Origin of the sequence: Achromobacter sp. EB05, from assembly GCF_044232075.1 — a bacterium.
Classification (GTDB): domain Bacteria; phylum Pseudomonadota; class Gammaproteobacteria; order Burkholderiales; family Burkholderiaceae_B; genus Achromobacter; species Achromobacter dolens.
In genome coordinates, this window is sequence record NZ_CP155917.1 from 2,317,080 (window position 1) to 2,335,837 (window position 18,758).

Here is an 18,758-nt window from a genome sequence, read left to right on the forward strand (position 1 = left end):
AGGCCTTCCTGGGATGGCGGGGGACACCAATGACTGAGACTCAGGACGAAAAATCGATCCTGTACCTGCATTTCGGTACGTCCAGCCCCTATTGGCGGTTGGCGGCCGACAGCAACGCGATCGAACTGGCCGCCGTCAAAGGCGCAACCAACATTGCATTGGCGCTGCAGCCCGAGCAGGCGCAGGCCATTCGCGCCCTGACCGGCATCACCGCCAGCCTGCGCATCGACATCGTCCTGTACGGCGATCCCATCCAGTTGCGGCTGGTCGGCCGCAAGATCAACCCCACCGAATGGGCCGGCACGGCGTCGGCGCACACTGACACCGATTCGGTCGCGCGCGACCTGGTCGAAGGCCTGTCGTTCGCCGAGACCGTGGTGTCCGAGGCCAACTCGGTCATCGTCATCGTCGACCAGCACGGCCGCGTGCAACGCTTCAACAAGGTCAGCGAGGAATACACCGGCAAACGCGAGCAGGACATCGTCGGGCGCAGCGTGTTCGAGATGTTCATGACGCGCGAAGAGGCCGCGGCCTCGCGTCGCAACATCGCCGAGTTCTACAAGCGCGGACAGTCGTACGAGGTCGAGCGCCTGATCAACACGGTCAAGGGCCCGCGGCTGTTCCTGTTCCGCAACAAGTTCGTCACCAGCGGCAGCGGCGAGAAGCGTGTCTACCTGATCTGCTCGGGCACCGACATCACCGAGGAACGCCAGGCGCAGGAACGCCTGCGGGTGCTGGCCAACACCGACGTGCTGACCAACCTGCCCAACCGCCACGCCATCACCACCCGCCTGAAAGCGGCGCTGGCCGAAGGCGAGGGCGCCAGCGGCGGCGTGCTGTTCCTGGACCTGGACAATTTCAAGCGCATCAACGACCACTACGGCCACGGCTTCGGCGACCGCCTGCTCAAGTCGGTGGCGGTGGCGATCTCCAGTTGCCTGTCGCCCGGCCAGACGCTGGCGCGGCTGGGCGGCGACGAATTCCTGGTGCTGCAGGAAGGCGCCGAGGCCTGGCACCTGGAGGCCACCGCCGCGCGCATCATCGAGCGCCTGCGCGAGCCATTCCGCCAGGAGCTGATCGAGGTCTACACAAGCTGCTCCATCGGCATCGCCATGTACCCCGAGCACGGCGACGACCTCGACAGCGTGGTGCGCAGCGCCGACATCGCCATGTACGTGGCCAAGGAAGCCGGGCGCCATACCTACCGTGTGTTCCAGCCCGAGATGGACCGGCGCAACGCCGACTATGTCTGGCTCGACACCAACCTGCGCAAGGCGCTGGCCGAAGGCCACTTGATGCTGTACTACCAGCCCAAGCTCACCGGCCGCGGCGGCGAGATTGATGGCGTCGAGGCGCTGCTGCGCTGGCGCTCGCCCGAACGCGGGATGATCTGCCCCAGCGTTTTCATTCCTTATGCGGAGGAATCCGGCCTGATCTCGCAACTGGGCGTGTGGGTGATGCGCGAAGCGGCGCGCCAGGCCGCGGCCTGGAAGCGCGAGGGCCTGGACCTGCGGGTCGCCATCAACATGTCGGCGCGGCAACTGGACGACAAGGGCGTGGTCAGCGAATTCATGCGCGCGGTCAACGATGCCGGCCTCGATCCCTGCCTGCTCGACATTGAACTCACCGAAAGCTGCCTGATCGAGGACGAGGTCGCCGCGATCGAGCTGATGAAGCAGTTCCGCCAGTTGGGCGCGTGCGTGCACCTGGACGACTTCGGCACGGGCTATTCGTCACTGTCGCAACTGGCCCGCATTCCGCTGGACGCGATCAAGCTGGATGCCAGCTTCGTGCGCGGCGTCAACGAGAACCCGGTGTCGCAGGCGCTGGCGCGGGCCATCGTCGCGGTGGCCCGCACGCTCGAGCTGAAGGTGATCGCCGAGGGCGTCGAGACCCAGGAGGAAACCGCCTTCCTGGATACGCTGGGGGTGGACGCCAAGCAGGGCTACCTGTATGCCAAGCCCATGCCGGCTGCCGAGCTGACCACCTGGCTGGCGCAGCGGCGCCGGCTGCATCTGATTGCCTGACGCGGCCGGCGCGCGCCGACCTCAATGCATGGTGGCGTCGATCAGGCCATCGGGGCCCGCGGGTGACCGACGGTTCTGCGCCATCACCAGCCGTTCCATGTAGGCGCGGTCCTTCGGATCGATCGAGAAGGCGGCGTCGACCCAGTCCTCGGTGATATCCATCAGTTCCGAGCGCGTCAGTTGCAGCACACGCTGGCGCGCCCGCAGCATGGCGCGCATGCCGTTGAGCTTGGGCCGCATCACGTCGATGAAGGTGCGGGTGGCCTTGTAGGCGTCGCCCGGCTCGAACAGCACGTCCACCAGGCCGCGCGCCTGGAACCATTCGGCGGTGTGCGATTCGCCGCTGCCGATCAGTTCCTCGGCCAGCTTCATGCCCGAGCGCCGCGCCACCAGCGAATAGCCGCCCATGCCCGGGAACAGGTTGAAGGCCATTTCGGGGAAGCCCATGCGGGCGTTGTTCTGCGCCAGCACGAAGTGGTGCGCCAGCGCCGCCTCGAAGCCGCCGCCCAGCGCGGTGCCCTCGATCATGGCCAGCGATACGGCGCCGGTGTCGAAGCCGCGGGTGGCGGCATGCACGCAATCGACGCAGGCGCGGGCGTAGGCGCGCAGCGCCTCGCGGCGGCCCGTGCGGATGGCCTCGGCGAAAAAGTTGAGGTCGCCGCCGACGTTGTAGATCTGCGGCACCAGCGAGCCCGTGACCCAGAAATCGATGGGCAGGCCGGAGTCCCTGGCGGCGCGCGCCAGGGTCATGATTTCGTCGATCAGTTCGTGATTGAAGCAGGGGCGCGGCTGGGCGCGCAGCATCATCCACATGACACGTCGTCCTTCCTCATAGAACGCGGAGACTTGCTTCAAATTGCCTGCGGCGGTAAAGGGATGGCAGTCCGGATGAATGAGTTGATTCATTTGCTTTCGTCCAATCGATCAAGGTGAGTCGGAGTACTGCGGGGCCAGCCTAATACAGCCGGCGCCCCGTTCCGCTCATGCAAACCTCGTCCGACCGGCCAGAGTTATCCGTAGGGCAAACATCGGAGTGATTGTTGGAAAAACACGGCGATGATGATGTCGCCGTCGTCCGCCTGGATGACGCGCGCCTCGCCGGGTTGGATGAGGACCGTCGCAAATTCGCGAGGGTTGGCGCGGCCGCCGCCGGCGCGCCGGACTCATGCAAATGGCGGGGGCGACGGCGCGGGGGCGGGGCGCCGGCGGCCCGGCCGGGCCGGGTCGTTGTGACACAGCAACATCCGCCGCGGCTTTGCGGGCAATGAGAACAATCTCATATACAAATGAGATTCATTGTCGATATGATCGCGGCTCGATAAAACTTACAGAAAGCTTGCGATGCCTGTTTTTCCCGTCCCGCGCGCCCTGACCCTGGGGGCCGCGCTGGCCCTGATGGCCCCTGTCGTTCCCGCCCACGCCGACCCCATCCATCTCCCCGCCATCAGCGTCGAAGGCGCCAACGCCGACGATCCACGGGTGCCCGAAGTCACCACCGCCACCCGCACCCAGACCGCCGCGCGCTACGTGCCGCAGGCCATCGACACGGTCAAGGTCGAGAACCTGCAGAACTACGGCATCAGCACCCTCGGCGAGGCCCTGTCCGGCATCCCCAATGTCAGCAACGCCTCGGACACCCGCTTCGACTCGCTGCGCATCCGCGGCTTCGACGCCAGCAACGACTTCTACCTGGACGGCATCCGCGACGACAGCCAGTACGTGCGCGACCTGCACAACATCGAGCGCATCGACGTGCTCAAGGGCCCGGCCGCGGTGCTGTACGGCCGGGGCAGCCAGGGCGGGATCGTCAACCGTATCAGCAAGGCGCCGCAGCCGGGCCGCGAGTCCACGCTCGAGGCCCAGGCCGGCAGTTGGGACCTGCGCAGCTTCTACGGCGACCTGAGCGCGGATCCCGGCGAGCACGTCAGCGTGCGCCTGAACATCGGCCAGGAGGACAGCAACAGCTTCCGCCACAAGATCGGCGGCACCCGCCAACTGGTGGCGCCGTCGCTGAACTGGCGCATCACGCCCGACCTGGACTGGCTGGTGCAATACGAATACAGCCGCTATGACCGTACTCCGGATCGCGGCATCCCCAGCGTCAACGGCCGGCCCGCCGACGTCGGCCGATCGACCGTCTACGGCGATCCCGACCGCGACTACATCGACGATCGCGCGCAATCGTTCCGCTCGCGCCTGGCCTACACGCTGGCGCCGGGCTGGCAGTTGCGCTACACGCTGGGCGTGTTCGCGCTCGACAGCAAGTTCGACAACACCTACCTGACCGGCTACAACGCCGCCACCGGCAAGGTCTCCCGCACCCGCTGGCAGCAGGACCTGACTACCCGCAGCATCAGCAACAACCTGGAAGCCGAGGGCCTGTTCCATACCGGCGCCATCGAGCACCGGGTGCTGTTCGGCGTGGACGTGGCCAATCAGGCGCGCACGCCCGACCTCTACACCACGCTGGCGCGGGGCCCGGGCGCGCAGCCGGTGCCGACGCTGGACCTGTACGACCCGGACCTGTCCCAGCAGCACAACGGCGCCATGACGCTCAGCAGTTCGGCCCGTCACAAGACCCGCAGCCAGGGCTACTACGTGCAGGACCAGATCAAGCTGGACGACGCCTGGCAGGTGCTGCTGGGGCTGCGCATGGACCGCTTCAGCGTCGATTCCACCAACCGCATGCTGGACCTCTCGGCCCGCCGCGACAGCCGTGGCCTGAGCCCGCGCGCCGGCGTGGTGTGGACGCCGGCGCGCGATCACTCGTTCTACGCGTCGTACAGCAAGACCTTCTCGCCGGTCGGCGGCAGCCTCATCGGCATCACGCCGAACGCGCGCGGCAATACCAATGACGTGGATCCGGAGCAGACCCGCCAGTACGAAGTGGGCGTCAAGAGCGACTGGCTGGACGGGAATCTGAGCACCACGCTGGCGCTGTACCAGCTCGAGCTCTACAACCGCCGCACCTCCGATCCGGTCGATCCGACCATCGTGCTGCTGACCGGCAAGCAACGTTCGCGCGGCATCGAGCTGACCGCGGCAGGGCGCCTGACCGGCAACTGGTACCTGCGCGGCGGCATCGGCCTGCAGAACGCGTCCATCGTCGAGGACAACAACGGCCTGGCCGGCAACCGCGTCAGCAACGTGGCGCGGCGCAACGGCAGCGTGTTCCTGACCTACAAGCCGGCCGAGGGCCTGTATGGCGAGACCGGCCTGACCTTCGTCGGCCAGCGCTACGCCGACAACGCCAACACGGCGGTGCTGCCTGGCTATGCCACCTGGGACGCGCTGGTCGGCTACCGCGCCGGCCAGTGGGACTGGCGCCTGGCGGTGCGCAACATCACCGACAAGACCTACTACGCCTCGGCCACCAGCGCCGGCCAGATCCGCGTGGGCGAGCCGCGCACGGTGATCGCCACGGCGCAGTATCGGTTCTGACGGGTAGGCAGGATCCAGGCAGGACGGACGGGCGCTTTGGCGCCCGTTTTTTGTTGGGAGAAGGCATGAGTGGGGGAGGAAAAGATCACGCACCGTCCAGCAGGAACCAAGGGAGTGTCCTATCTTGTTGGCGAACTGACTGCGCTGACTTGACTGGAATTCGTCTATGGACGAATATCGTATGTACCGAATCGAACACTACCTCACTCCTGGAAAACTCAAGGATTCCTATGCCACCTGGCTACGCGGCCTGCGTGGCATGCGCGACAAGGTGGCGGTCATCCGCCGTGTAGCGCGTCTGGCATCGGGGAATTTCGGCGATCACCGGTTCTGCCGCGAGGGCGTGTGGGAATTGCGTATCGATACGGGGCCGGGCCTGCGCGTCTACTACGCGCTGTCCGGTGAACGGCTGGTGTTGTTGCTGGCCGGAGGCAGCAAGCGCACGCAGGATGCCGACATCCACCGCGCGGTGGAATATTGGCATGACTGGCAACGGAGAACGGATGATGAGAAGCAAGCCCCATGATGAAGCAATGGTCGAGGTCTATCGCAGCGACCCCGCCCTTGCGCTGGAGACGATCAACAGCATCCTGGCCGATGGCGATCAGGGCGAACTGCTGGTGGTGCTGCGCCAGATGACCCAGGCGTTCGGCGGCATGCAGGCCGTGGCGGAGCAGGCGCGGCTGAACCCGACCCAGCTCTACCGCACGCTGTCGCCCAAGGGCAATCCGTCGCTGGCCAGCCTGCTGGCGATTCTCAAGGCGATGGGCCTGCGCCTGGCCGTGATGCCGCTGGCCAATGCGGCCGCCCCGGTCCGGATGGGCTGAGGCCGCCGGGCGCGGTTATTGCGGCTCGATCTTCGCGTCGATCGCGCGCTGGGTCCAGATCTGGCGCTGAGACTGGGCGAAGGCCTGGTGTTCGGCCAGCGTGTTGGGCGCGACCTGCATGCCCAGCGCCTCGAACTTGGCGATGCTGTCGGGCTCGCTCAGGATGCGCGTGATCTCGCGGTTCAGGCGCTCGACCACCGGCGCCGGCGTGTCCTTGGGCGCGGCCACGCCCACCCATACCACCAGGTCGAAATTCCTGTAGCCCAGTTCGGCCAGCGTCGGCACGTCGGGGAAGTCCTTCGAGCGCGCCTGGCCGGTGAAGGCGATGCCCCTGAGCTTGCCGCCGTGCATGAACGACGTCACCACCGACAGGTCGGCGAACAAATAATCGACGTGGCCGCCCAGCAGGTCGGTGACGGCGGGCGGCTGGCTCTTGTAGGGCACCGCGTTGGCGGCGGCGCCGGCGACGCTGTTGAAGGTGGCCCCGGCGATCTGGCTGGTGGGCGAGCCGTAGGCATAGTTCAGCGGCCTGGCGCGGGTGGCCTGGACCAGTTGCGACACCGAGCCGTAGGGCGAATCGGCGCGCACCACCAGCATCATGGGAATGGTGGCGATGCGGATGACGTGGATGAAATCGCCGGTGGGGTCATAGGGCAGCTTGCGGAACAGGGCCGGCGTGGCCGAGTGCGTGGAGCTGCTGGTCAGGATCAGGGTGTAGCCGTCGGGCGCGGCGCGCGCGGCGGTGGACGAACCGATGGTGCCGGACGCGCCCGGCTTGTTCTCGATCACGATCGGCACGCCCAGGCGCGGGCCGAGCTTTTCGGTCAGGATGCGGGCGCTGGTGTCGGTGGCGCTGCCGGGCGAGAACGGCACCACGATGGTGATGGGCTTGTCGGGATAGGCGCCGTCGGCCTGCGCGGCGCCGGTGGCGGCGGCCAGGGCCAGGGCGCAGCAGGCGGCGAACCGGCGCATGCGGCTGCGTTGCGGGGGGCGGGTCATGAGAGTCTCCTGTGTTTTTCTGCGGCCGCGATGGCAGGTGGCGGCCGCGATTTCCGCCATCATGCGGCCGCGCGGCTTATCGCAACAAGGGACTAATTTTCATAGACCTATTCCGTATCCGGATAAGTCCCGCGCCGTGCGCCTCGGCCCGGCGCGGCCTCACTGGCCGGCGGCGTCCTCGTCGTAGCGGGTCGGGTCGGGCGCCGCCTCGCGCGCCCGCAGCGTCGTCTCCAGGTCGGCCAGGAACGCGTCCGCCGCCCGCGACAGGCGCGCGTTGTGGCGCTGGATCAGCCACAGTGCGTGGCTGCGCTGGCCGGCGCCGCCGATGGGCGCGGTGGCCAGTCCCAACTGGCGCGCGAAGGCGCAGACGTAGCCGGGCACCACGGTGATGCCCAGGCCCGCGCGCACCAGGTTCAGCACCGAGGTCAGCATGCCGGCCTCGATGCCGGACTGGAATTGCAGGCTGAGTTCGCCGCTGATGCGGTCCACCGCGCGGCGCACGCTGTAGACGTTGCGCAGCGTGATGTGTTCGTGGGCGGCCAGGTCGGCCCAGCGCACCTGCTTGCGGCGCGCCAGCGGATGGTCGGGCGCGAAGACGGCATGCATGGTGTCGCGGTAGATCACGCGCGCGGCCAGCTCGTCGCCGTCGATGTCGGTGGAGACGATGCCGAAGTCGGCGCGGCCGTGCCGCACATGCTCGATGGTCTCGTCGGTGTTCAGTTCGAACAGGTCCAGCTTCACGCCCGGATGGCGCCGGTGGTAGCGCGCGATCACGCCGCCCAGCAGGCCGACCATCATCATCGGCGAGCAGGCCACGCCGACCACGCCGCGCTCCAGCGAGCGCAGGCCGGACATGCTGCGCTCGGCCGCGCGCACCGTGCCCAGGATCTCCTGGGCATAGGCATAGAAGTCGGCCGCGCCCTCGCACGGCGTCACGCTGCGGGTCGAGCGCTCGAACAAGGGCTGGCCGACCTCGGCCTCGAGTTCGGCGCACAGCTTGCTGACGGCCGATTGCGTGACGAAGGCGGCGCGGGCGGCGGCGGTGAAGCTGCGCAACTCGTAGAGCGCGCAGAACACGCGCAACTGCTTCAGGGTGATGTTCATGGTCCGGACGAAAAGGGGGCGGGCGCCCCGGGGGCCGGCGCGCGCAAGCCCGCATCCGCCACGTTCCGGGGGGTCAATCCGGATCGAGCATATCGCGATCCGCGTCCTGGCGTGGCGCCAGGCGGCGGATCGACCCGGGCGTGCGCGAGAAGCGCACCGGGATCGCGGTGGCCGTGAGCGTGCCCTCGGTGGGATGCTCGACCCGTTGGAAAAAGCCGGTGGCGGCCAGGTGCGGGTCGTCGAATAGCGCCTCGGGCGGATTGACGCGCGAATGAGGAATGTCGGCGTCCGCCAGCAGCGCCAGCCAGTCTTCGGTGCCGCGCAGCGCGACGATGGCGGCCAGGTCGCTGTACAGCGCGTCGAAGTGGCGGGCGCGGGTCCGGGCGCTGGCGTAGCGCGGATCGGCGGCCAGGTCGGCGCGTTCGGCCAGGGTGAAGAAGCGCTGCCATTGCGCGTCCGTATACGGCAGCAGCGCCAGGAAACCGTCGCGGGTGCGGTAGGGCCGGCGCTCGGGCGACAGCACGCGGCTGTAGCCCATGCCGCCGCGCGGCGGGTCGAAGGTGCGCCCGCCCAGGTGCTCGATCAGGGTGAAGGACACCAGCGTCTCGAACATCGGCACCTCGATGGCCTGGCCCTGGCCGGATTTCTCGCGCTCGTACAGCGCCATCGGGATGGCGTAGGCCAGCGTCAGCCCGGCCACCTTGTCGGCCATGATGGTGTTGATGTAGGCCGGCGCGCCGCTGTTGCGGCCCTGCAGGTCGGCCAGGCCGCTCATGGCCTGGATGATGTCGTCGAAGGCCGGCCGGGCGGCGTAGGGGCCGTCCTGGCCGAAGCCGACCGCCGAGCAATAGACCAGGCGCGGGTTGCGCGCGCGCAGGCTGGCGGCGTCCAGGCCGATCCGCGCCAGCGCGCGCGGCCGCACGTTGGAGATGAAGACGTCGGCGCCGTCGACCAGCCGCAGCAGCCGTTGCCGGTCGTCCGGGTCCTTGGCGTTCAGGGTGACGCTGTGCTTGTTGCGGTTCAGGTTCAGGTAGACCGCGCCCATGCCGGGCGAGGCGGCTGGCGCCGAGGCGCGGAACACATCGCCCTCGGGCGCTTCGACCTTGATGATCTCGGCGCCCATGTCGCCCAGGATCTGGGTGGCGTAGGGGCCCATGCCGACCGAGGTCATGTCGACCACCCGCACGCCGGCCAGCGGGCCGCTGGCCGGGGCCGTCATTGCGCCTCCCGCGCGCGCTTGCGGGCCAGGAACGGCGCCATGTAGCGGCGCGGCTCGTCGGTGGCGAAGGCCGCGCCGAAGGCGTCGACGCTGCGGTCCAGGCCGGCCTCGACCGTGGAGGTCTCCCAGTAGCGCAGCAGCGCCTTCTGCGAGCGCACCGCCAGCGGCCCGCTGGCCGCGATGGGCGCGACCGTGCGCTCGACCAGCGCGTCCAGCTCGCCGGCCTCGCACAGGAATTGCAGGAAGCCCCAGCGCAGCGCCTGCTCGGCGTCGACCGTGGCGCCGGTCAGGAGCAGCCAGTGGGTGGCGCCCGGGCCGATCAGTGACGGCAACAGCACGGCGTGGATCACCGACGGAATGCCGACCTGCACCTCGGGCATGCCGAAGACGCCGTCGCGCGAACCCAGGCGGATGTCGCAGGCCGCCGCCAGTTCCATGCCGGCGCCCAGGCAGAAGCCGGGCAGGCGGGCGATGGTCGGCACCGGCACCGCGCGCACCGCTTCGCACAGGTCGCGCAGGCGGGTGATGAAGGCGCGGCCGCCGTCCGGATCCAGCTCGGCCATTTCATGGATGTTGGCGCCGCCGACGAAGGCCTTGTCGCCGCTGCCGCGCAGCACCAGCGCGCGGGCGTCGGCCTGCGCGGCGATCCAGCGCACGGCGGCGGTCAGGCCCAGCGTGACCGGCGAGGCCAGGATGTTCAGGCTCTTGGCGTCGTCGATCCGCAGCGTGTAGACGCCGCGCGCGTCGCGCTCGATGTGGCTGTGGGGGAAGGCGGGAATCGGGGCGCTCATGGGCTTGCTGTCTCCGTTGGAATCGTGGGCGATGCCGCTCATGCTAGGGCTGGCCGTTGATCACGACAAACAAGTAATTTTCATGGAATGAGTCCGGCCTGGAATAAATCGCCGCGGGCCGGGTTCGCGACGATGGCGGGGCGGGCGCGCTCGGAGTATCTTGCGCTCACCCGGGCGGCGAGCCTATTCCTGACGAGGGGCAACATGGGTGTTCTGGCAAGAATCACGATGATCGGCGGACTGGGACTCTTGACGGCGTGCGCCGCGCCGCCGCCCAAGCTGGCTGCCAACGAAAGCGTGCAGAAGGTGCCGGTGCGGGTGGCGCTGGAGAACGGCGGCACCGCCACGGGCGAAGTCGTGGTGACCGTCTTCACGCCTGCGGGCGAGGGCCGTCATCCGCTGATCGTGATCAACCATGGCCGGGCCGGCGACGCCGCCGGCCGCGCCAAGCTGGGACGGGCGCGCTACGCGGCGGCGTCCAGGTTCTTCACCGATGCCGGCTTCGTGGTCGCGCTGCCGGTGCGCCTGGGCTATGGCGTCACCGGCGGGCCGGACCTGGAGAACAGCGGCCCCTGCGGCGAGCGCCGCTTCACCCCGATGTTCGACCGCGCCGCCAGCCAGATCGACCAGGTGCTGCGGGTCATGGCGCAGCGTCCGGACGTGGACCCGGCCAGGGTGGTGGTGCTGGGGCAGTCGGTGGGCGGCGGCTCGACCGTGGCGCTGGCGGCGCAGAACCCCGCGGGGGTGAAGACCGCCATCAACTTCGCGGGCGGCTCGGGTGGCGATCCGGTGCGCTCGCCCGGCAAGCCGTGCGGTCCCGAGCGCCTGCAGGCCACGTACGCGGGCTATGGCCAGGCCACGCGGCTGCCGATGTTGTGGATCTATACCGAGAACGACCTGTACTGGGGGCCGGACTGGCCCAGGCGCTGGGTCGAGGCCTACAACCAGGCCGGCGGCCGCGCCACCTTCGTGCCCATGGGGCCGGACGGCGAGAACGGCCACAGCCTGTTCACGCACGCGCCGCAGAAGTGGCAGCCGGTGGTGGCCAAATACCTGCGCGAGCAGGGCTTCGACATGCCGCAATAGGCGTGGCCCGAGCGGCCGGCGGCGCCGCCGATTGCGCGATCGGCCGCGCCGCCCGCCGCCTCAGCGGTCCGGGACCGTGGCCAATAGCGGCGAGTCGAACATCGCGGCCGGGGAGATGATGGGTTCCTCCCACGGGATGTCCTTGCCGTAGCGCGCCTGCATCGTGGCGCGCACGGTGGGCGAGCTCAGGTCGAACTGCTTCAGGGGTTGCAGCGCGCCGATCTGCAGGCCCAGCGTGCGCTGGTAGATCTTCCAGACCAGCTCGGAGCAATAGATCCGGTCGTCCGACCAGCCGAAGGCCGCGTCGTACGGCTTGCCGAGATAGCGCGCGCCGGTGCCCGCCAACTGTTCGCGCGTCTCGGGCGTCAGCCGCGACGCGTCGCGCAGGCGCTTGACGACGTATTTTCCGTTTTCGCCCTGCGCCGCCCATTGCGCCAGCGGCGTGTAGCTGACCGTGGCGGCGGCTTCCAGCACGTAGGGCGCGCCCTGGCGCATCACGATCATGCCCATGTGGCTGTAGGGCGAATGAGTGGCCTGCTGGATCGCCAGGCTCTGGGCGGAGCGGGATTGCTGGAAGATCAGGTCGCCGGTCTGCACGTCCGGCGCGGCGCGGGCGACCCAGGACGCGGCGCACAGCGCGGCCGCGACGAAGGCGCCGGCCCACGCGCCGGCCGGCTTGCGTCGTCCGATGCGTGGCCACGCGGGGGCTTGTTCCTGGCGCTCGTCGCGCGCGGCGTGGCGGTCTTGTGGCAATGCGGATGGTTGCGGTGCCGGCATGGCGGTTCCCCATGAAAAGCCATTCGTCGCGCGTCGTCGAGCAAGCGCGAGGGATGCGGGATTCTACCGTTCCCGCCCGGGTTGCCGCGCGGCCAGGGCGCCGCTTTTTTCAAGCGCGCGGCGTCGACGGACGCAGCAGGTCGGCGATGCCGATGCGTTCGGCGAAGGCGATCCGCAGTTCCTCGGCCAGCGCCAGCACCTCCTCGGCGCCATCGCCGACGAAGTCGACCACCGAGCGCGCCGGCCGGCTGCCCGCCGGCAGGTCGACGATGCGGGCAATCTCGTCGGCCACCGCCTGCGGCGTGGCGTCGTCGGGCGTGAGCGCGCTCAGGCGCGCGCCGACCTGGTCCATCACGCCGTCGTAGCGCGCATAGGCCGCCACGCGGGCCTGGTCGCTGGGCTTGCCGGCGCTGGGGAAGTGCTCGGTGCCGCGGGTGAAGGCGCCCGGCACCACGATCGAGGTCTCGATGCCGAAGCGCGCCAGTTCGTACGACAGGCTCACCGCCAGCGAATCCATCGCCGCCTTGGCCGCGCCGTACGGCCCCATGAACGGCGGGAAGCCGCCCTTGGTGGTGGTGCTGCTGATCCACAGCATCAGGCCCGACTGCTGCCGGCGCAGTTGCGGCAGGGCGGCGCGGTTGACGCGCTGGGCGCCGTAGAAGTTGGTGTCGAAGGCGTGCTGCATGTCTTCGGCGGTGAACGCCTCGGTCGGGCCGATCACCAGGTGACCGGCGTTCTGCATGACCACGTCGAGCCGGCCCTGTTCGCGCACGATGGCGGCCACGGCGGCGTCGGCGGACGCCTGCGACAGCACGTCCAGTTCCAGCGGATGCAGATCGGCGCCGTGGGCCGCGGCCCAGTCACGCATGGCCTGGGCGCGGCCGGCGTTGCGGCCGGCGATGTCGCGCATGGTGGCGTAGACGGTGTGGCCGGCGCGGGCCAGGGTTTCGGCGGACAGCTTGCCGATGCCGCTGCCGGCGCCGGTGATGAGGATGACGGATGCCATGGAAATCTCCGGGAAACGCGCCTGCCGTCAGGCCAGGCCGCCGTTGGCGCGCAGCACCTGGCCATTGATCCAGCCGCCGTCGGCGCTGGCCAGGAACGACACCACGCCGGCGATGTCCTCGGGTTCGCCCAGGCGCTCCAGCGGCGGCATCTTGGCGAAATGCTCGATCAGTTCCGGGCTCTTGCCCTGCTTGAACAGGTCGGTGGCGACGGGGCCGGGCGCCACGGCGTTGACCGTGATGCGGCGGCCGCGCAGTTCCTTGGCGAACACGCGGGTGAAGCTTTCCACCGCGGCCTTGCTGGCGATGTAGATGCCGTAGGTGGGCATGTTCAGCGCCAGCGTGGTGCTGGAGACGTTGACGATGCTGCCGCCGTCGGCCAGCCGCGCGCCGGCCTCGCGCAGGGTGTTGAAGGTGCCGCGGGTGTTGATGTCGAAGGTCTGGTCGTAGATCTCGTCGGTGGCCTCGGCCAGCGTCTGCTGCTTGAGCACGCCGGCGCTGTTGACCAGCACGTCGATGCGTCCCAGGCCGGCTTCGACCTGGTCGAACATGGCGCGCACCTCGGCGGCCTTGGCGACGTCGGCGCGCACCGCCAGGGCCCGGCCGCCGGCCTGGCGGACTTCAGCGGCGAGGGCGTCGGCCTCGGCCGCGCTGGAAGCGTAGTTGATGGCGACGGCAAAACCGTCGGCGGCCAGGCGGCGGACGATGGCGGCGCCGATGCCGCGCGAGGCGCCGGTGACCAGGGCGACGCGTTGGGAAGCTTGGGAAGTCATGGATTGTCCTTGGGGTGAGTGGGTGAGACGAATCATGGACTATTCCAAACAAAAGATAATTATCCGGATTTTGCTAACATAATTTCATCTACATTAATAATAGAGGGCGCATGGATCGCTTCCAGGAAATGCAGGTATTCGTCCGCATCGCCGAACGGCGCAGTTTCTCCAAGGCGTCGGAAGACCTGCGGATTCCCCGCGCGACCGTCACCAACCTGGTCAAGCGCATGGAAAAACGCCTGGGCGCGCGCCTGCTGGAGCGCACCACGCGCCAGGTGCGGCTGACCCATGACGGCGAGGCCTATTACCGGCGCTGCGTGCGCCTGCTGGCCGACCTGGAGGAGGCGGACGGCGCCTTCCTGAACACCGCGCCCAAGGGACTGCTGCGGGTCAACCTGCAAGGCACGCTGGCGCGGGTGTTCGTCATGCCGGGCCTGCCGGCCTTTCTCGAACGCTATCCCGACATCGTGCTGCACCTGGGCGAAGACGATCGGCTGGTCGACCTGGTGCGCGAGGGCGTGGACTGCGTGCTGCGCGCCGGCACGCTGCAGGACTCGTCGCTGGTGGGGCGTCAGATCGCCCTGATGCCGCAGGTCACCGTGGCCAGCCCGGCCTATCTGGCGCGCTACGGCGAGCCGGCCACGCTGGAAGACCTGGAGGGCCACCGGGCGGTGGACTACATCTCGTCATCCACCGGCCGCAGCCTGCCGCTGGACTTCATGGTGGATGGCCGCAACGTGCTGGCGCGGCCCGGGTCGGTGGTCAGCGTCAATGGCGCGGAACTCTACGCCAGCGCGGCGCTGGCCGGGCTGGGCCTGGCGCAGGTGCCGCGCTACCGGGTGGCCGATGCGCTGGCGGCGGGCCGGTTGCGGGTGGTGCTGCCCGACCTGCCGCCGGCGCCGATGCCGGTGTCGGTGCTGTACCCGCAGAATCGCCAGGTGTCGGCGCGGGTACGCGTGTTCAGCCAGTGGCTGGCCGAGATCTTCGGCCAGGCCTTCGGGCCGGCCGCTCAGACGATGCCGGTCAGGTAGTACACGGCGATCACCAGGAACACCGACAGCGTCGAGATCAGCGTGATGGCGAAGATGTCGCCGTAGGACTGGCGGTGCGTCAGGCCGGTGACGGCCAGCAGCGTGATGACGGCGCCGTTATGCGGCAGCGTGTCCATGCCGCCCGAGGCCATGGCGGCGATGCGGTGCAGCACTTCCATGGGAATGCCGGCCGCCTGGGCGCCATCGATGAAGGTCTGCGCCATGGCCGCCAGCGCGATGCTCATGCCGCCGGAGGCCGAGCCGGTGATGCCGGCCAGCGAGGTTACCGCCACCGCCTCGCCCACCAGCGGGTCGGGAATCGCCTTGAGCGCGCTGGCCACCATCAGGAACCCGGGCAGCGCCGCGATCACGCCGCCAAAGCCGTATTCGGCGGCGGTATTCATGGACGCCAGCAGCGCGCCCGAGACCGCGCTCTTGCTGCCTTCGGCGAAATGCGCCTTGATGTGCGAGAACGAGAACAGCAGGATGGTGGCGATGCCGGCGATCAGCGCGCCCATCACCGCCCACAGCGCCACCTGGTCATGGGCGTTGACCGGCAGGGGCTGCGGCAGGCCGGGTAGTTCGACCTGCGAGCCGGCCGGGTACCAGCCGGGAATCCAGCGCGTCAGCAGGTAGTTGGCCACGCCCACCACCACCAGCGGCAGCAGCGCGACCAGCGGGTGATGCTCGCGTCCGCCGGTCGGCGTGTCCGGCTCGTTGCGCAACTCGGTGCCGTAGCCTTCGCCCGCCAGCGCGGCGCGCTTGCGGCGCCATTCCAGGTAGGCCACCCCGACGGTCAGCGTGAAGGCCGCGCCGATCAGCCCCAGCCAGGGCGCGGCCCAGGTGGTGGTCTCGAAGAAGGTGGTGGGGATGATGTTCTGGATCTGCGGCGTGCCGGGCAGCGCCGTCATGGTGAAGGTGAACGCGCCCAGCGCGATCGCGCCCGGCATCAGCCGCTTGGGAATGCCGCCCTGGCGGAACATCTCGGCCGCGAACGGGTAGACCGCGAACACCACCACGAACAGCGACACGCCGCCGTAGGTCAGCACCGCGCACACCAGCACGATGGCGATGATGGCGCGCTCGGCGCCGATCAGCCGCAGCACCGCCTGCACGATGGCGCGCGAGAAGCCGGACAGCTCGATCAGCTTGCCGAACACCGCGCCCAGCAGGAACACCGGGAAATAGAGCTTGGCGAAGCCCGCCATGCGCTCCATGAAGATGCCCGAGAACACCGGCGCCAGCGCCGACGGGTCGGTCAGCAGCACCGCGCCCATGGCCGCGATGGGCGCGCACAGGATGACGCTGTAGCCTCGATACGCCGCCAGCATCAGGAATGCCAGCGCCGCCACCACGATAATCAATCCGGTCATTCATTACTCCAGGAATGAAGGGTTAAGGGGTGTGGGGCTACACCTTAACCGATCGCTCCCGGCGTCCGTTTGACAGGGCGGGGCGCCGGCCCGTTGTCGGACCGGACCCCATGCGCGCGTCAGTAGGTGGCGCGCAGCGTCAGCATCACATTGCGCGGTTCGCCATAGATGCCGTAGAAGTTGGACGGCACGCGGGCGTAGTAGTGGCGGTCGAAGACGTTGTTCAGCGTCAGCGAGGCGTCCAGGTTGCGATTGACCTTGTAGCCGATCTGCGCGTCGACCACCGCGTAGCCGCCTTGCCACGAGACGTTGTTGCGGCTGGTGCGGCTCTGCGTGCGCACGCCGCCGCCGACGCGCCAGCCCGGCAGCACGTCGGGCGTGAAGCGATAGGTGGTCCAGACCTTGAACAGGTGCTTGGGCGTTTCCGGGTTGACGATCTGGCCTTCCTGCGTCGGGTCGGACAGGTAGCGGGTCTGCAGATAGGTGTAGCCGGCGTACAGGTCCCAGTTCGGCAGCAGGCGGCCGCTGACCTCGGCCTCGACGCCCTGGCTCTGGGCCTCGCCCTGCGCCAGGTAGCGGCCCGGGTTGGCGTCGTCGGCCACCGCGCGGTCCTTGTCGCGGATGCGGAACAGCGCCAGCGAGGCATTGGCCGCGCCGTCCAGGAACTGGCCCTTCAGGCCGATCTCGTACTGCTTGCCGGTGCGCGGCTTGAGCGGCTTGCCGTCGGCCGTCATCTGCCAGGCCTCCGAGAAGGCGTAGATGTCCGAATAGCTGGCGTAGGCCGACAGCCACGAATTCAACTGCGCCACCGCGCCATAGTAGGGCACGAACTTGCGCACCTCGGGATCGCGCTGCGTGTCGCCCGCCACCGGCAGGATGGCCTGGGTGGCGTTGCGGTACCAGCTCTGGCGTCCGCCCACGATCAGCGTGAGCGGGTCGGCCACGTTGAAGCTCAACTGGCCGTAGACGCCCATCTGGCTGGACTTGGAGTCGTCGCCCGAGGTGTAGGGCAGGTCCGGATTGGGCACGTCGATGTCGTAGATCGACACGTTGCCGAGGCTCATGCCGCCCGAGCGGCTGTCCTGGCGCCGTTCGGCGTAGTTGGCGCCGATCATGGCCTGGTGGGTGCGGCCCAGCAGGCTGAAGGGGCCCGAGGCATGGGTGTCGAAGCCGATCCAGCGGATCTGGTCCTTCTGCACCTGCAGGCGGTAGCCGGCGCGGTCGTTGGCGGGATTGACCGGCCCGTTGACGTAGCCGTAGCGGCTGTCCATGTCGGTCGAGCGGTAGTTCATCGACACCTGGCCGGTCCAGCCATTGGCGAAGCGGTGGCTCAGTTCCGAATAGATTTCCGACAGGGTGGTGTCGCCGCGCGACCAGTCGGTGCCGTAGAAGCCCTTGCGCGGCGAGTCGATGATGTGGCCGTTCGAGTAGATCGACAGGCCGTAGTCGAACGGCGCCTCGCGCTGGCGCTGGTAGGCCGCCGCCAGCGTCAGGGTGGTGTTGGCGGTCAGATCGAATTCGAGCGAGCTGTAGGCCAGGCCCTGGCGATTGTGGGCCTTGTCGAAGAAGAAGTCGCGGTCCTGCGCGGCGAAGCCGGCGCGGGCGCGCACCCGGCCGTCGGCCGTGACGGGGCCGGTCGCGTCCAGCTCGGTGCGGTAGTTGTTCCACGAGCCGGCCATCACCGCGCCGGTCAGGCTGAAGGTGTCCAGCGGCCGCTTGCGCACCAGGTTGACGGTGCCGGCCGGGCTGCCGAAGCCCTGCAGCAGGCCGGCCGGGCCGCGCAGCACCTCGACGCGGTCGTACAGCGCCAGGTCGAACTGCGGCAGGTATTGCAGCGCGCCGTTGGCGGGAACGCCGTCGAACTGCACGTCGGTCTCGTAGCCGCGCGCGGTGAAGTAGGCGGTGCCGTCGCCATAGGTCATGGCGCTGACGCCGGTGGTTTCGCGCAGCGCGTCCTCCACCGTGACCATGTTCTGGTCGTCCATGCGCTGGCGCGTCACCACCGACACCGAGTTGGGGATGTCGCGCACGTTGGCGCCGGTCTTGCCGACGGTGACGGTATTGGCGGTGTACGACTGGGAACCCTCGGTCTGGCCGGGATCCGAGAGTTTCTCGGCCGTGCCGGTGACCCGCACGGGACTCAGTTGCGGGACATCGTCGGCGGCGCGGGTCAGGACGGGCAGGCCGGCCTGGGCCAGCAGGGCGGCGGCGAGGGTCAGGCGGAAGGCGGGAAGGCGGCGTGGGGCAAATGCGACAGGGGGAAGTGCGGGGGGCGTCATTTTCTTTTGAAAACAATGGGAATCATT

General features: G+C 68.9%; 16 protein-coding genes. 6 read left to right on the forward strand and 10 right to left on the reverse strand.

What is annotated here, in order from left to right:
* Nucleotides 1-29: 29 nt before the first annotated feature.
* Entirely contained in the window at nt 30-2,027 is a 1,998-nt protein-coding gene (pdeR, locus tag AAID08_RS10660) for a cyclic di-GMP phosphodiesterase (protein ID WP_054504042.1), read from the forward strand.
* Nucleotides 2,028-2,048: 21 nt separating this feature from the next.
* Here the strand turns inward: pdeR and AAID08_RS10665 are convergent, their stop codons facing one another.
* On the reverse strand, nt 2,049-2,933 hold the full coding sequence (locus tag AAID08_RS10665) for a crotonase/enoyl-CoA hydratase family protein (protein ID WP_054504043.1): 885 nt from the start codon (nt 2,931-2,933) through the stop codon (nt 2,049-2,051).
* A 435-nt stretch (nt 2,934-3,368) separates the two neighbouring features.
* Between AAID08_RS10665 and AAID08_RS10670 the strand changes: the two genes are divergently transcribed.
* The 3 genes from AAID08_RS10670 to AAID08_RS10680 all read left to right on the forward strand — a co-directional run bounded on the left by AAID08_RS10670 (nt 3,369) and on the right by AAID08_RS10680 (nt 6,295).
* Entirely contained in the window at nt 3,369-5,468 is a 2,100-nt protein-coding gene (locus AAID08_RS10670; protein ID WP_336235968.1) for a TonB-dependent siderophore receptor, read from the forward strand.
* A gap of 166 nt (nt 5,469-5,634) precedes the next feature.
* Complete coding sequence (locus tag AAID08_RS10675; RefSeq protein WP_006384375.1) at nt 5,635-5,994, forward strand: type II toxin-antitoxin system RelE/ParE family toxin; 360 nt, start codon at nt 5,635-5,637, stop codon at nt 5,992-5,994.
* The gene (locus AAID08_RS10680) at nt 5,975-6,295 is read left to right on the forward strand and encodes a DNA-binding protein (RefSeq protein ID WP_024068535.1); all 321 of its coding nucleotides are present in this window, start codon (nt 5,975-5,977) and stop codon (nt 6,293-6,295) included. Before AAID08_RS10675 ends, AAID08_RS10680 begins: the two co-directional genes overlap by 20 nt.
* A gap of 15 nt (nt 6,296-6,310) precedes the next feature.
* On the opposite strand, the gene AAID08_RS10685 is transcribed toward AAID08_RS10680, so the two are convergent.
* The 4 genes from AAID08_RS10685 to AAID08_RS10700 all read right to left on the reverse strand — a co-directional run bounded on the left by AAID08_RS10685 (nt 6,311) and on the right by AAID08_RS10700 (nt 10,408).
* The gene (locus AAID08_RS10685; RefSeq protein WP_054504044.1) at nt 6,311-7,294 is read right to left on the reverse strand and encodes a tripartite tricarboxylate transporter substrate binding protein; all 984 of its coding nucleotides are present in this window, start codon (nt 7,292-7,294) and stop codon (nt 6,311-6,313) included.
* 159 nt (nt 7,295-7,453) lie between these two features.
* On the reverse strand, nt 7,454-8,398 hold the full coding sequence (locus tag AAID08_RS10690) for a LysR family transcriptional regulator (RefSeq protein ID WP_395757627.1): 945 nt from the start codon (nt 8,396-8,398) through the stop codon (nt 7,454-7,456).
* Between the two features lie 73 nt (nt 8,399-8,471).
* Nucleotides 8,472-9,617, reverse strand: a complete 1,146-nt coding sequence (locus tag AAID08_RS10695) for a CaiB/BaiF CoA transferase family protein (protein ID WP_395757628.1) — start codon at nt 9,615-9,617, stop codon at nt 8,472-8,474.
* Complete coding sequence (locus AAID08_RS10700) at nt 9,614-10,408, reverse strand: enoyl-CoA hydratase (protein WP_054504164.1); 795 nt, start codon at nt 10,406-10,408, stop codon at nt 9,614-9,616. The genes AAID08_RS10695 and AAID08_RS10700 overlap by 4 nt, the downstream gene beginning before the upstream one ends.
* Before the next feature lie 204 nt (nt 10,409-10,612).
* Here AAID08_RS10700 and AAID08_RS10705 point away from each other — a divergent pair, with 204 nt between their 5' ends.
* Nucleotides 10,613-11,494, forward strand: coding sequence for a dienelactone hydrolase family protein (locus AAID08_RS10705; RefSeq protein WP_175168109.1), 882 nt, complete (start codon nt 10,613-10,615; stop codon nt 11,492-11,494).
* Nucleotides 11,495-11,554: 60 nt separating this feature from the next.
* Here AAID08_RS10705 and AAID08_RS10710 read toward each other — a convergent pair whose 3' ends face one another.
* The 3 genes from AAID08_RS10710 to AAID08_RS10720 form a co-directional block, all read right to left on the reverse strand.
* Entirely contained in the window at nt 11,555-12,271 is a 717-nt protein-coding gene (locus AAID08_RS10710) for a YiiX family permuted papain-like enzyme (RefSeq protein ID WP_269874520.1), read from the reverse strand.
* 109 nt (nt 12,272-12,380) lie between these two features.
* On the reverse strand, nt 12,381-13,277 hold the full coding sequence (locus tag AAID08_RS10715) for an SDR family NAD(P)-dependent oxidoreductase (protein WP_064527979.1): 897 nt from the start codon (nt 13,275-13,277) through the stop codon (nt 12,381-12,383).
* Between the two features lie 27 nt (nt 13,278-13,304).
* Nucleotides 13,305-14,048 (reverse strand): SDR family oxidoreductase, encoded by a 744-nt coding sequence (locus AAID08_RS10720; protein ID WP_395757629.1) that lies wholly within the window; start codon nt 14,046-14,048, stop codon nt 13,305-13,307.
* Nucleotides 14,049-14,158: 110 nt separating this feature from the next.
* On the opposite strand from AAID08_RS10720, the gene AAID08_RS10725 reads away from it, so the two are divergent.
* Nucleotides 14,159-15,079, forward strand: a complete 921-nt coding sequence (locus AAID08_RS10725; RefSeq protein ID WP_175143009.1) for a LysR family transcriptional regulator — start codon at nt 14,159-14,161, stop codon at nt 15,077-15,079.
* Here the strand turns inward: AAID08_RS10725 and AAID08_RS10730 are convergent.
* The gene (locus tag AAID08_RS10730) at nt 15,058-16,452 is read right to left on the reverse strand and encodes a GntP family permease (RefSeq protein WP_372414606.1); all 1,395 of its coding nucleotides are present in this window, start codon (nt 16,450-16,452) and stop codon (nt 15,058-15,060) included. The two genes, AAID08_RS10725 and AAID08_RS10730, sit on opposite strands and share 22 nt — an antisense overlap.
* Before the next feature lie 119 nt (nt 16,453-16,571).
* Entirely contained in the window at nt 16,572-18,731 is a 2,160-nt protein-coding gene (locus AAID08_RS10735) for a TonB-dependent siderophore receptor (RefSeq protein WP_372414604.1), read from the reverse strand.
* Between the last annotated feature and the right edge of the window lie 27 nt (nt 18,732-18,758).

Bases quoted from the DNA above. Each gene is read 5' to 3' on its own strand.
- pdeR (WP_054504042.1), top strand. From the start codon at position 30: ATGACTGAGACTCAGGACGAAAAATCGATCCTGTACCTGCATTTCGGT.
- AAID08_RS10665 (WP_054504043.1), bottom strand. From the start codon at position 2,933: ATGAATCAACTCATTCATCCGGACTGCCATCCCTTTACCGCCGCAGGC.
- AAID08_RS10670 (WP_336235968.1), top strand. From the start codon at position 3,369: ATGCCTGTTTTTCCCGTCCCGCGCGCCCTGACCCTGGGGGCCGCGCTG.
- AAID08_RS10675 (WP_006384375.1), top strand. From the start codon at position 5,635: ATGGACGAATATCGTATGTACCGAATCGAACACTACCTCACTCCTGGA.
- AAID08_RS10680 (WP_024068535.1), top strand. From the start codon at position 5,975: ATGAGAAGCAAGCCCCATGATGAAGCAATGGTCGAGGTCTATCGCAGC.
- AAID08_RS10685 (WP_054504044.1), bottom strand. From the start codon at position 7,294: ATGACCCGCCCCCCGCAACGCAGCCGCATGCGCCGGTTCGCCGCCTGC.
- AAID08_RS10690 (WP_395757627.1), bottom strand. From the start codon at position 8,398: ATGAACATCACCCTGAAGCAGTTGCGCGTGTTCTGCGCGCTCTACGAG.
- AAID08_RS10695 (WP_395757628.1), bottom strand. From the start codon at position 9,617: ATGACGGCCCCGGCCAGCGGCCCGCTGGCCGGCGTGCGGGTGGTCGAC.
- AAID08_RS10700 (WP_054504164.1), bottom strand. From the start codon at position 10,408: ATGAGCGCCCCGATTCCCGCCTTCCCCCACAGCCACATCGAGCGCGAC.
- AAID08_RS10705 (WP_175168109.1), top strand. From the start codon at position 10,613: ATGGGTGTTCTGGCAAGAATCACGATGATCGGCGGACTGGGACTCTTG.
- AAID08_RS10710 (WP_269874520.1), bottom strand. From the start codon at position 12,271: ATGCCGGCACCGCAACCATCCGCATTGCCACAAGACCGCCACGCCGCG.
- AAID08_RS10715 (WP_064527979.1), bottom strand. From the start codon at position 13,277: ATGGCATCCGTCATCCTCATCACCGGCGCCGGCAGCGGCATCGGCAAG.
- AAID08_RS10720 (WP_395757629.1), bottom strand. From the start codon at position 14,048: ATGACTTCCCAAGCTTCCCAACGCGTCGCCCTGGTCACCGGCGCCTCG.
- AAID08_RS10725 (WP_175143009.1), top strand. From the start codon at position 14,159: ATGGATCGCTTCCAGGAAATGCAGGTATTCGTCCGCATCGCCGAACGG.
- AAID08_RS10730 (WP_372414606.1), bottom strand. From the start codon at position 16,452: ATGACCGGATTGATTATCGTGGTGGCGGCGCTGGCATTCCTGATGCTG.
- AAID08_RS10735 (WP_372414604.1), bottom strand. From the start codon at position 18,731: ATGACGCCCCCCGCACTTCCCCCTGTCGCATTTGCCCCACGCCGCCTT.